Here is a 12,133-nt window from a genome sequence, read left to right as displayed (position 1 = left end):
ATATGATCCTGCCTATTTTAGCCAATCGATACCATCGCTGTCGCGGTCAAATGAACATTCATTGCTTTCTTCGTATAACCACCGAGGTAACGTAAGGTTGATTGCAACTGAAAAGAACTTGGGTATATTCACTGCTCGTCCCAAAAACCAAATAACATTGTGTGAGGAACTATAGTGGATTACCAACCTAAACCGGACTTACTGAAGCAACATATTATCCTGGTAACTGGCGCAGGTGACGGCATTGGTCGAGAGGCAGCATTATCTTATGCTCGCTTTGGCGCACAGTTGGTGTTGTTGGGGCGTACTGAGGGTAAATTACAGGCAGTGCGAGCAGACATTATCGCCAACGGCGGTGCCCCCGCACACATTATTACGCTCGACCTGCTGCATACCACCTCACAACAGTGTCAGGAGATGGCTCACGAATTAGCACACAAAGTGCCTCGCCTTGATGGTGTGCTGCACAATGCCGGTTTATTAGGAGACATCGCCCCCATGGCAGAGCAGTCAATAACCCAATGGCAAGAAGTCATGCAGGTTAATGTCAATGCCACCTTTATGCTGACCCAGGCGCTATTGCCGTTGTTGCTGAAATCTCCTGCAGGTTCTTTGGTTTTTACCAGTTCCAGTGTGGGTCGTTTGGGGCGAGCTCACTGGGGAGCCTATGCCGTATCCAAGTTTGCCACCGAGGGCATGATGCAGGTATTGGCTGACGAGTACAAAGACACGAATTTGCGGGTAAACAGCATTAATCCCGGAGGAACACGCACGAAAATGCGCGCTTCTGCTTTCCCCAATGAAAATAAAGACAAACTAAAGACTCCTGCCGATATCATGCCACTCTATCTGTATCTTATGGGCGAAGATAGCCAAAGTCAGAATGGCATAAGTTTTGATGCCCAACCCAATCGCAAACCCGGTGCTGCCGAATAAGGAACCCACTATCATGGCTGAAGATCGCCACCAACAACGTCAACAACGCCTTAAAGAACAGGTGGATGCCCGTATTGCCGCCGCCCAGGAAGTTCGCGGTTTATTGCTGGTGTTCACCGGTAATGGCAAAGGTAAAACCACCGCTGCTTTCGGCACCCTCACCCGCGCAGTGGGCCACGGTATGAAAGCGGGTGTGATCCAATTTATCAAAGGCCAATGGCCTAATGGCGAAAAAAACCTGTTACAGCAACATGGCGTAGAATTCCAGATTATGTCCACGGGTTTTACTTGGGAAACACAGAATAAAGAGAGTGATACCGCCGCCTGTCTGGCCACTTGGCAACAGGGTAAACGTATGCTGGCAGATAGTCACCTTGATATCGTGCTGCTGGACGAACTGACCTATATGGTCAGCTATGGGTATCTAGCCTTGGAGGAGGTGGTACAGGCTTTACATCAACGTCCTGCCCATCAGACAGTGATCATTACCGGGCGCGGTTGCCATCGAGATTTGCTGGAATTGGCAGATACCGTAACCGAGATGCGACCTGTGAAACATGCATTTGATGCTGGGATAAAAGCTCAGCAAGGTATTGACTGGTAGAGTGAAAACCGTGACCTGGGATCAGGCCACGGTTAATAACATTAGCTTCGTTTGCTCGGGCGAGCTGATTTGCTGCTGGAACCACCACGGCGGTTACCACTCGCCACTTGGCTATGGCGTTTTACTGCGCGGCGGATCTGGTTAGCTTTTACTCGACGGCGTTCACGCTCTACCGGCAACTTGCTGACGGTTTCTGGTTTCAACTCTACCAGTTCACGCAAATAGTTGATTGCTTTTAAATCCAGTTCGGCCCAACCACCACGAGGTAACCCTTTTGGCAGGTCAATATCACCGTAACGTACACGAATCAAGCGACTAACCTGCACGCCTACTGCTTCCCATAGACGACGGACTTCACGATTCCGCCCTTCAGTCAGCGTGACGTTGTACCATTGATTGAGCCCTTCACCACCTTGAAAACTGATGGTTCGGAATGCAGCTGGGCCATCTTCCAGTTGCACACCCCGGCTCAATTGTTTGATTTTATCGTCATCAATCTGGCCAAATACGCGCACAGCGTATTCACGCTCAACTTCACGGCTAGGGTGCATCAAGCGGTTAGCCAGCTCACCGTCTGTAGTAAAGAGTAATAAACCTGACGTATTAACATCCAGTCGCCCTACCGCAACCCAACGTGAACCACGTAACTTTGGCAAACGCTCAAATACCGTTGGGCGCCCTTCTGGATCGCTACGCGTACAGAGTTCGCCTTCTGGCTTATAATAAGCCAGCACTCGGCAAACCGCCGCTTCAGATTCCTTGAGCGAGACAAGATGGCCATCCAGGCGAATTTTCAACGAAGAACTCAATTCAACGCGATCACCCAGCTTGGCGATTTTTCCGTCAACACTGACACGCCCAGCCTCAATAATGGTTTCGATTTCACGGCGCGAACCATGTCCGGCCCGCGCTAATACTTTTTGTAGCTTCTCGCTCATTAAACAACCTCTAATGTCGCCTTCACAGGCGTCGGGGGGCTTTGTCACCACAGTTATCGGAAAAATGGCGACAAAGATTATCTTTTGCTCAAAATAAACTATGCTATTCGGGCCCACAAACTGTGACCAGTATACAGATTTTATTCACCGTTGGTACTGGCTTCATCTGGCCGTTTAGCGAAACGGTGAGGCATCACCGGCACCTTCGCGCAGCACTTGCGGTGAAGATTCGGTCAGGTCAATCACCGTCGTCGGCTGTTGACCAAGAAAACCACCATGGATCACCAGATCTACCTGTTTACCAAGATAGTCGTTGATCTCTTCTGGGTCAGATTCAGCAAAATCATTGCCAGGCAACATCAATGTGGTCGACATCATTGGCTCATTCAGCGTATCCAATAAGGCCAGGGCAATCGGATTAGAAGGCACACGCAACCCAATAGTTTTACGCTTATCGTTCATCAAGCGACGCGGCACCTCTTTGGTCGCTTTTAAAATAAAGGTATAACTGCCAGGCGTATTATTTTTGATCAATCGAAATGACGTGTTATCCACATAAGCATAAGTCGACAGCTCAGACAAATCGCGACACATTAAGGTAAAATTATGGTTGCCATCCAATTGCCGAATACGACAGATACGTTCCATTGCTGTCTTTTCTTCCAATTTGCAACCCAATGCATAACCAGAATCGGTTGGATAGACAATCACCCCCCCCTTGCGCAGTACATCCACCGCCTGATTAATCAAACGCGGCTGCGGGTTATCCGGGTGAATATAAAATAACTGGCCCATCTGTTGCTCCTGAAAATAATACTCTCACGCATAACCAGTCCGCATGAAATCAAAATACTACTCTGCCCTGTTGAATCTGCCCTGTTGAGGTGGTGACCAGTCACGCCACACCGGCTCTACACCACCGGGTAACCATAGCTTACGCCCAAGTTCAATCCAAGAACAGGGTTGATGAAAGTCAGACCCCTGAGAGGCCAGCAGTTGGTAGTCCTGTGCATATTTTGCCAACAATATACGTTCATTAGGCGCTTGTTGGCACTGAGCTATCTCCATGGCATCACCACCACTCTCAGTAAAATAGGCCAACAAGCGCTTAAGCCATTTAGCAGTTAAATCATAACGTCCAGGGTGAGCCAATACCGCTTGCCCCCCTGATTGATGAATAACATTAATCGCCTGTTCTATTGTACACCACTGTGGTGGAACATAGCCGGTTTTCCCTTTTGCCAGATACCGCTTGAAGACCTGAGCCAAGTTATCCGCTACGCCAATTTGCACCAGATAGCGAGCAAAGTGGCCACGAGTAACCGCCCCTGTTCCCGCCAGTTTTTGTGCCCCTGCGTAAGCATCCTTAATATTTGCCTTGGCTAATCGCTGGCCAATTTCATGTGCACGTCGATGACGTCGTGCTGTTTGTTCGGCAAGAAGTTGTACTAGTGCAGCATGTCCAACTTCAACCCCTAACCCAACAATATGGATTTCGTGATTTTCCCATACTGTGGAAATTTCGACCCCCGAGATTAACTGCAACGGCAGCGAGAGTTCGACAATCGCAACGCTTGCTTCTGCCAACCCATCGGTAGTGTCGTGATCGGTAATCGCCAAGACACTGACGTTCATTTCAACAGCCCGCCGAACCAATTGCGTGGGTGTCAAATAACCATCCGAAGCAGTGGTATGGCTGTGTAGGTCATATAAATGAAAGCCACATGTGGGTGGGTTAATGTCTGTCAAAAGAGATATCCTGTGATTTTGAGCAATACTCAGATTCGCCTGCGCAGCAATAGCGGCATTACTCTTGGCCGGTTATCGCTTCCTGATAATGCTTGCGACAGACCGATAGATAACTTTCATTACTACCAATAACCACTTGTTCCCCTGTATGCACCACTTTGCCATCCGCCCCCAACCGCAAAACCATGGTGGCTTTGCGACCACAGTGACAAATAGTTTTTAATTCAACCAACTTGTCAGCCCAAGCCAGCAAGTATTGGCTGCCAACAAATAATTCACCGCGAAAATCGGTACGTAGCCCATAACACAATACCGGAATATCTAACTGGTCAACGACTTTACACAATGCGGCAATCTGCTCTTTGGTCAGAAATTGACTCTCATCAACCAAAACACAGTGCACGGGTTGGTGCAGATGCTCTTGCTTGATCATCGTAAACAACTGAGTGCTCTTATTATACAGTAAGGCGGGTGTCGAGAGCCCAATTCTGGAGCTCACTTTCCCAGCACCAAAACGATGGTCGAACTCGGCAGTAAACACCAGTGTGCGCATACCACGTTCTTGATAATTATATGAAGATTGTAATAGTGCTGTAGACTTTCCTGCATTCATTGCGGAGTAGTAAAAATAAAGTTGAGCCATAAAATCGAAACCCGGCAGTAGAAATATGAGATATTGGTCAAAGATACAGGCCGATAGTCTATCATATCTAACTGATATACTCAGCTTATGACCCATTCATTATCTTCACATTAGTCACTCGTCAGATTTTCAGAAGGAGTCCTTATCATCCAAGCTCATTCCCCGACTATTTTCAGGATGATCTGGTCCTCGTGTCACAACTAATAATTCCTATTGATTAATCAAACTCATTAATAGTTATGCGTATTCTAAATAATTCGAGGCACAAGTAGGCAAGAATCTAATGAATGCTCAATCTCATAGACAACAATGTGCTGACTTGAGGACATTGCGTCGATACGGCTGCAACTTAGGCATCGTGAGTATATTCTTATCATACTTCAAGTGACCTACCTGTTTGCTGCACCCCGCCAGTTCTGCACTCTGTTACCAACCCTCACTAATGGATGACCCGCCGGTGTCCTTCCGGTCACACCCATTATTTGTAAGTATAATAGGAGAACAACAAATCCCCGGTGACTAACAGGATAGTGATTTCATTAAATAGTGAGTTAAATCTATAACGATTAATATTAGAACCACATAGAACACCTTCTCTGTACAAAGGAAAGCCCGTAGCCTGGTGTGCAGAGGTCACACCACATATGTTACTTGCGACATGATATGTATATGGAATTGAGATGTACGAACAAAACGACTTTTACCACAACACACCTGCGCTTGAGTGTTGTAAATTTGACTCAACAATATGTCGAGGGATTGTCAGATTCTCAGACTATATTAGGTGTTCAGTTATCATTATTGCTTTTTTAAAGATAAATTTAGTAACTGATGTTCATTTGGCTATTGCAGAAAAGAAAATAGCACTCTATTATTACGTTAATGCCCCCACTAATATAATTTGAGACTAGGACAATGAGCGAAGCATTAAAGATTTTGAACAACATCCGTACTCTGCGTGCACAAGCAAGAGAGTGCAGCTTAGAAACATTGGAAGAGATGCTCGAAAAACTGGAAGTAGTTGTTAACGAGCGTCGTGAAGAAGATACCCAAGCTCAAGCAGAAATTGAAGAGCGTACGCGCAAACTGCAACAATACCGTGAAATGCTAATTGCTGATGGTATTGATCCGAACGAGTTGCTACAAACTATAGCGGCAACTAAAGTGTCTGGTAAAGCTAAGCGCGCTGCACGCCCTGCAAAATACCAATATAAAGATGAAAACGGTGAAATGAAAACCTGGACTGGCCAGGGCCGTACCCCAGCTGTAATCAAAAAAGCTATCGAAGAGCAAGGCAAATCTCTTGACGATTTCCTGCTGTAATAGCTATTAGGTTACTCAAAAGGCTCCCACCGGAGCCTTTTTTACATCTAGCAAAAGCTCGCCTGACAATGCTCAAATAATCCGACCAGCATGCGGCAACCACAAAAAAGGGGCAACATGCCCCCTGTTTAATCGTTCACTTACTGAATATTATAAAATGTCTTATACCATTCAACAAATCGCTTAACACCTTCTTCCACACTCGTTTCCGGCTTAAAGCCGATAGCTTGATAGAGTTCTTCAGTATCTGCATTAGTATCCATTACATCACCAGGTTGCATTGGCAACATATTCTTATGAGCAATGATTCCAAGAGCAGCCTCGAGAGCATGAATATATGACATTAGTTTCACTGGGGTACTATTACCGATATTATAAATACGGTATGGCGCAGAACTTGTCGCTGGAGAACCCTGTTCCACAGTCCAATGAGGATTAGGTTTAGGCACTATCGCTTGTAACAACACCACAGCTTCGGCAATATCATCGATGTAAGTAAAATCACGATACATTTCACCGTAGTTATATACATCTATTTGTTCACCCGCTAACATCGATTTAGTAAACTTGAATAACGCCATATCAGGACGGCCCCAAGGGCCATATACGGTGAAAAAGCGCAAACCGGTGGTCGGCAGGCCATATAAGTGTGAATAGCTGTGAGACATCAGCTCATTGGCTTTCTTGGTTGCGGCATACAATGAAATGGGATGATCAACCGAGTCCTCCGTCGAAAATGGCAACTTACGATTAAGACCATATACCGAACTGGAAGAAGCGTATAACAAGTGTCCGACTTTATTCTGCCGACACCCTTCAAGAATGTTCAAATGTCCTATCAGGTTCGAGTCGGCATAAGCTAAAGGATGATCTAATGAGTAACGCACCCCGGCTTGAGCGGCCAGATGAATAACACGCTCAAATTGGTGCTCGACAAAAAGTTGCGCTATGCCATTACTATCCGCTAAATCCAATTTTATAAACTTAAATGCTGGCTTATTGGCCAGCAAATCGAGGCGAGCCAGCTTAAGCCTGACATCATAATAATCATTAAGGTTGTCTATACCAACAACTTGATGCCCGGCTGACAACAAACGCTCCGTTACGTGATAACCAATAAATCCTGCAGCGCCTGTAACCAGGAATTTCATGCTCACCTCTAAATAACCGGCTTAATCGATGCACCACGGCCAATACCGTAATAAGTAAAACCACGAGCTTTCAGGCGTTCAGGATCATACAGATTGCGCCCATCAAAAATCACCGGATGTCTTAGTGATTGCTTGATGATATCAAAGTCGGGAGCACGAAAATTTTGCCATTCGGTACAAATCACCAGAGCATCCGCGCCTTGTAATGCGGCTTCCTTGGTACCCATCAATGTTAGATCAGCACGCTGACCATAGATACGTTGTGCTTCCGCCATGGCTTCAGGGTCATAAGCCTGGACACTAGCCCCAAGTTCCCACAGGGTTTCCATCAACACCCGGCTAGAAGCCTCGCGCATATCATCAGTATTAGGCTTAAACGCTAATCCCCACAAGGCAAAGGTTTTACCTTTCACATCATTAGAAAAATGATGTTGGATAAACTGGGTCAGCTTGTATTTCTGTTGCACATTAACCTGCTCTACCGCCTGCAACAGTTTCGGTTGATAACCGATATGCTCCGCAGTTCGAATCAACGCCTGGACGTCTTTCGGGAAACAGGAGCCACCATAACCACAACCAGGATAAATAAAGTGGTAACCAATGCGCGAATCAGAACCTATACCCTTACGAACCTTTTCAATATCTGCCCCCAGCATCTCCGCCAGGTTGGCAATTTCGTTCATAAAGCTGATTTTTGTCGCCAACATACAGTTCGCGGCATACTTGGTTAGCTCGGCACTGCGGATATCCATCAGGATCATGCGGTCATGATTGCGGTTAAAGGGTTCGTACAATTCACGCAATGGCTCAATAACATCTTTATTATCGGTACCGATAACAATGCGCTCAGGACGCATGCAATCAGCAACAGCAGCCCCTTCTTTAAGAAATTCAGGGTTTGAAACCACATCAAACGTAATATTACTGCCACGCTTGCGCAGTGTTTCACTCATCACTTCACGCACTTTATCGGCAGTACCCACCGGAACAGTGGACTTATCGATGACCACTTTAGGCTCGGTCATATACTCGGCTATGGTTCGCGCCACCGCCGTGACATATTGCAGATCTGCAGAACCATCTTCATCCGGTGGTGTTCCTACAGCAATAAACTGGATAGCGCCATGAGCAACCCCCAGCTTGGCATCGGTGGTAAAACCTAAACGGCTGGCTTCATAGTTTTGCTGGACCAATGGCACCAAACCTGGCTCGAAGATCGGGATATTGCCTTTTTTGAGATTTTCAACCTTATTTTCATCAATATCTATACACATTACATCATGCCCTACTTCCGCCAGAACGGCGGCTTGCACTAGGCCAACATAACCTATACCGAAAACTGTCACTTTCATTAGATAATCCTAGCTCTAAAAATTTAACAAAAGGTTATGCAGTTACTTCTCTTTACGTGCCAATAACTGTTGCAGCCATGCAGAAAAATCTTTACCCAGGGTAGCGTGTCGCATGCCATACTCAACAAAAGCCTGCATATAGCCTAATTTATTGCCACAATCGTGGCTCTTACCCTTAATATGGTAGGCTTCAACAGGCTTTTTCTGCATCAGCATATCAATAGCGTCAGTCAATTGAATTTCATCGCCTACCCCAGTTGGCGTCTTGGCCAGTAGGGGCCAGATATCGGCAGAAAGCACATAACGACCAACAATGGCTAAATTAGAAGGCGCTCGTTCTGGCGACGGTTTTTCCACCACGCCCACCATAGGTGCACTCTCACCCGGCTGGAGCGCATAACCTTGGCAATCAATGACTCCGTAATTTCCTACATCATGATGCGGCACCGGTTCAACCATAATCTGGCTGATCCCTGACTGTTGGAAGCGCTGCAACATCTCATGCATATTCTCTTTTTCCAGATCCGCACTGTATGCATCAAGGATCACATCAGGTAACACGACAGCAACCGGTTCATCCCCAACCAGCGGATAAGCGCAGAGAATGGCGTGACCAAGCCCTTTAGCCACCCCTTGGCGTACCTGCATCACTGTCACACCTTTCGGACAAATAGATTGAACCTCATCCAACAACTGACGCTTCACACGTTTTTCCAGGATCGCTTCAAGCTCAAAACTGGTATCAAAATGGTTCTCAATAGAATTTTTAGAGGAATGGGTGACCAATATAATTTCATTGATCCCTGCAGCGATACACTCATTGACTATGTACTGAATCAACGGTTTATCAACCAAAGGTAGCATCTCTTTGGGGATCGCTTTGGTCGCAGGTAACATCCTTGTTCCTAAGCCGGCAACCGGGATAACCGCTTTTCTGACTTTGGTATTTAAAGCAGACATATCTTCCTCTCTCAATACGAGCTCAAATGATGAGCTTATTCTGCAATCAAAAAAAACCTGCGAAGTATATCAGGTTAAATCGATTGAGCATCAGCTTAAGTGCAAATATCCTCCTCTCGCAGCAAATTGTTACAGAATTGAATAAGAGGACAACGCGAATCCTAAGGGTATGGATTATTTAAAAACAGTCACACGACCAGAAGGAAAAACAGTGACGACTATCATTGAGTTCGGTGACCGCCTGAGCGATCACCTTTAATAGGGGGTAGTGACACTATTAACTTCTCATTCACTGGTCAGCATCAGACGTAACCGCCCGCCACTCCCCCAAACCTGGCATTGCCAAGCCTCACAGTGCTGACTGATCTGATTCATGTAAGTCGACTCCAATGTTCCTAAGGGCACACCGTTAGCTAATTGAATCTGGTTATCACCTGTATTGACATTGGCATGCAAACCCGCAGAAATCAAAACCAGGTTCTTATCTTCTGCATGATAATAACCAACCAATAATGGAAATTGACCTTCTAATTTACCTTGGTGTAATAACTGATTAACCTGCCGCAACAACGCTGACATTTGCGGCAGGCGCTGCTGCTGATTCGCCAGATGGTCGCGCAACAAACCATTAAATAAAGCACGCAATAACAATGCAGCCATTACACCATTTTCACCGGCACGGGTCACATCCAGGCAATAAAAAGCCAGATCTTTCTCCGACAATGCAGCAATATCCAACACTAAACCTGGGTTGTCACCGACGGTCAATTGGCGATAGTTAATACGGCAACCCGCTATGTTCTGCTGTACTGGTGGTTGTAACTGTTTGAGCAATCTCGCCGCTTCTGAAGGATTTTGGCTCAGCACGCCCCAGTCGTGAAATAATTCTGCTTCTTCAATAGCCTGAGAAGTGAACATCTTGGGATAGAGACACACCAGTACCGTTTCCCGCAAACGATTTAGGTCGTTCAAGGGCTTCAACAGGACATCCTGAACGCCCAAGCGTAATACCTTGGCAATATCCGCCATTTTATCGGTCGCGGAGATGACCAGCACCGGTGTCTGTATACCTTGCAAACGTAAATGTTCAACGAACTGAATGCCATCCATTTCGGGCATGGCAAGATCGCAGAGTATCAGCTCTGGCTTTTCCTTTTCGACAGCAGCCAACGCCTGCAAACCATTTTCCGCTTCATAGGTCTGCGCGCCTAAAGACTCAAGATAACCAACCAGCACGGAACGAAACACCTGCTCGTCCTCAACAATCAAGATGCGCTTGTTAATCAGTGGTTGTACCATCGGCCGAGCCTCTTCCTTTTTCATATTGTAATAGTGGCTCATAATAGTCACTTGTGCTTGCAGAAATATCCGAAACAGCACCATTACCACCACAAGGGCCGGTAATTATTTATTTTTTATTAATGGTGCCAACATCTCCATCTGCTTTTCTACCGCCAGCTTGCCCGCCTCTATCGCCTCACTGGCGCGGTGAAAATCCAACGTTGAGATTTGTGGACAATAAGGTTGGATCAGCACATCAGGCGGATCGTTTGCCATACGGGTTCTCTTCACCCGGCTCTCCAGCATCTGAAGGGACGCGCTCATGATCTCCATGACAGTGGGGGTCACATTGACTTTTTTCTGTGTCACTTTATTGATACGTTCACGCAAACGTTCGCGCCAGTTCCCTGCCTCATCGTTATGAGCCATATTATCAGTTTCTAGGTTATCGCTATGCATTGAAAGCAGCTCATTCTTCCTCAAATGTGTATCATGCTGTAAGTCGACAGCAATAACGATATCGGCTCCCATCGCCCGGGTCAGCGAAATGGGAAGCGGGTTCACCAGCGCACCATCAACCAACCAATAGCCATCAAGCCACACCGGTGATAATAACCCGGGCATACTGCAGGACGCGCGAATAGCCTGATGAATATTCCCTTTAGTCATCCACAACTCACGCCCGGTACTGAGGTTGGTTGTCACCGCACCAAATTTGAGTGAACAATCAGCAATATCATCAATCTTCAGCAACTTGCCAACCGTACTAAATACCCGCTCACCACGTAGCAGACCCCCGCGTTGCCAGGATAAATCCATCAATTTGATAACATCCCAATAACTGAATGAGCGTACCCAGGTCTCCATCGCATCAAGTCGGTGAGTAGCAAATGTCGCCCCAACCAATGCACCAACGGAACAACCAGCAACAATATCTATTTCAATACCTTGTTCTTTAAGCGCATTGATCACGCCAATATGAGCCCAACCTTTAGCAGCCCCAGCCCCTAACGCCAGCCCAATTTTTACTTTCCGCATTATTAGCTTATCCTTTGCACAATAAATTCACCCAGCCCTGACGCCAACGTAGATTGCCACTTACCAATAATGTTAGGTAACATATGTCTGGCCTCCAAGCTATGCCAACTTTTCTGCAGCTTGGATGGCACTGGGTATGTGTTAATTTTAGCTTGGGC

General features: G+C 46.4%; 12 protein-coding genes. 3 read left to right on the top strand and 9 right to left on the bottom strand.

What is annotated here, in order from left to right; all coding sequences use genetic code 11:
• Positions 1–174 precede the first annotated feature (174 nt).
• Both AC2A06_RS08400 and cobO read left to right on the top strand, forming a co-directional pair.
• Positions 175–936: a YciK family oxidoreductase gene (locus AC2A06_RS08400; RefSeq protein ID WP_484379977.1), complete on the top strand. Its 762-nt coding sequence runs from the start codon at positions 175–177 to the stop codon at positions 934–936.
• Positions 937–949: 13 nt separating this feature from the next.
• Positions 950–1,540: a cob(I)yrinic acid a,c-diamide adenosyltransferase gene (cobO, locus tag AC2A06_RS08395; RefSeq protein WP_023491651.1), complete on the top strand. Its 591-nt coding sequence runs from the start codon at positions 950–952 to the stop codon at positions 1,538–1,540.
• A 41-nt stretch (positions 1,541–1,581) separates the two neighbouring features.
• Here the strand turns inward: cobO and rluB are convergent, their stop codons facing one another.
• The 4 genes from rluB to AC2A06_RS08375 form a co-directional block, all read right to left on the bottom strand.
• Positions 1,582–2,478 carry a 23S rRNA pseudouridine(2605) synthase RluB gene (gene rluB / locus AC2A06_RS08390; protein ID WP_023491650.1) on the bottom strand — a complete coding sequence of 299 codons (897 nt, stop codon included), beginning with the start codon at positions 2,476–2,478 and terminating at the stop codon, positions 1,582–1,584.
• Between the two features lie 174 nt (positions 2,479–2,652).
• Positions 2,653–3,273: an L-threonylcarbamoyladenylate synthase gene (locus AC2A06_RS08385; protein WP_473197685.1), complete on the bottom strand. Its 621-nt coding sequence runs from the start codon at positions 3,271–3,273 to the stop codon at positions 2,653–2,655.
• 57 nt (positions 3,274–3,330) lie between these two features.
• The gene (gene rnm / locus AC2A06_RS08380; RefSeq protein WP_484379976.1) at positions 3,331–4,227 is read right to left on the bottom strand and encodes an RNase RNM; all 897 of its coding nucleotides are present in this window, start codon (positions 4,225–4,227) and stop codon (positions 3,331–3,333) included.
• Between the two features lie 58 nt (positions 4,228–4,285).
• Complete coding sequence (locus AC2A06_RS08375) at positions 4,286–4,870, bottom strand: thymidine kinase (protein ID WP_473197683.1); 585 nt, start codon at positions 4,868–4,870, stop codon at positions 4,286–4,288.
• Between the two features lie 915 nt (positions 4,871–5,785).
• Between AC2A06_RS08375 and hns the strand changes: the two genes are divergently transcribed.
• Entirely contained in the window at positions 5,786–6,193 is a 408-nt protein-coding gene (hns, locus tag AC2A06_RS08370) for a histone-like nucleoid-structuring protein H-NS (RefSeq protein WP_023491646.1), read from the top strand.
• Between the two features lie 140 nt (positions 6,194–6,333).
• On the opposite strand, the gene AC2A06_RS08365 is transcribed toward hns, so the two are convergent.
• The 5 genes from AC2A06_RS08365 to rssA all read right to left on the bottom strand — a co-directional run bounded on the left by AC2A06_RS08365 (position 6,334) and on the right by rssA (position 11,975).
• On the bottom strand, positions 6,334–7,344 hold the full coding sequence (locus AC2A06_RS08365) for an NAD-dependent epimerase (protein WP_484379975.1): 1,011 nt from the start codon (positions 7,342–7,344) through the stop codon (positions 6,334–6,336).
• Positions 7,345–7,352: 8 nt separating this feature from the next.
• A complete protein-coding gene (locus tag AC2A06_RS08360) occupies positions 7,353–8,696 on the bottom strand; it encodes a UDP-glucose dehydrogenase family protein (protein ID WP_484379974.1) in 1,344 nt (447 codons plus the stop codon).
• Between the two features lie 42 nt (positions 8,697–8,738).
• Positions 8,739–9,656: a UTP--glucose-1-phosphate uridylyltransferase GalU gene (gene galU / locus AC2A06_RS08355; protein ID WP_023491641.1), complete on the bottom strand. Its 918-nt coding sequence runs from the start codon at positions 9,654–9,656 to the stop codon at positions 8,739–8,741.
• A 285-nt stretch (positions 9,657–9,941) separates the two neighbouring features.
• Positions 9,942–10,955 carry a two-component system response regulator RssB gene (gene rssB, locus AC2A06_RS08350; protein WP_484379999.1) on the bottom strand — a complete coding sequence of 338 codons (1,014 nt, stop codon included), beginning with the start codon at positions 10,953–10,955 and terminating at the stop codon, positions 9,942–9,944.
• A gap of 105 nt (positions 10,956–11,060) precedes the next feature.
• The gene (gene rssA, locus AC2A06_RS08345; RefSeq protein WP_484379973.1) at positions 11,061–11,975 is read right to left on the bottom strand and encodes a patatin-like phospholipase RssA; all 915 of its coding nucleotides are present in this window, start codon (positions 11,973–11,975) and stop codon (positions 11,061–11,063) included.
• Positions 11,976–12,133: the final 158 nt, after the last annotated feature.

The sequence above is a fragment of the Serratia sp. HNCC26DJ244 genome (assembly GCF_057180565.1).
This window is presented reverse-complemented; position numbering and strand designations above follow the sequence as displayed.

Excerpts from the sequence above, each read along its gene's own strand:
- cobO (WP_023491651.1), top strand. The coding sequence starts at position 950 with ATGGCTGAAGATCGCCACCAACAACGTCAACAACGCCTTAAAGAACAG.
- rluB (WP_023491650.1), bottom strand. The coding sequence starts at position 2,478 with ATGAGCGAGAAGCTACAAAAAGTATTAGCGCGGGCCGGACATGGTTCG.
- AC2A06_RS08385 (WP_473197685.1), bottom strand. The coding sequence starts at position 3,273 with ATGGGCCAGTTATTTTATATTCACCCGGATAACCCGCAGCCGCGTTTG.
- AC2A06_RS08375 (WP_473197683.1), bottom strand. The coding sequence starts at position 4,870 with ATGGCTCAACTTTATTTTTACTACTCCGCAATGAATGCAGGAAAGTCT.
- hns (WP_023491646.1), top strand. The coding sequence starts at position 5,786 with ATGAGCGAAGCATTAAAGATTTTGAACAACATCCGTACTCTGCGTGCA.
- AC2A06_RS08365 (WP_484379975.1), bottom strand. The coding sequence starts at position 7,344 with ATGAAATTCCTGGTTACAGGCGCTGCAGGATTTATTGGTTATCACGTA.
- AC2A06_RS08360 (WP_484379974.1), bottom strand. The coding sequence starts at position 8,696 with ATGAAAGTGACAGTTTTCGGTATAGGTTATGTTGGCCTAGTGCAAGCC.
- galU (WP_023491641.1), bottom strand. The coding sequence starts at position 9,656 with ATGTCTGCTTTAAATACCAAAGTCAGAAAAGCGGTTATCCCGGTTGCC.
- rssB (WP_484379999.1), bottom strand. The coding sequence starts at position 10,955 with ATGGTACAACCACTGATTAACAAGCGCATCTTGATTGTTGAGGACGAG.
- rssA (WP_484379973.1), bottom strand. The coding sequence starts at position 11,975 with ATGCGGAAAGTAAAAATTGGGCTGGCGTTAGGGGCTGGGGCTGCTAAA.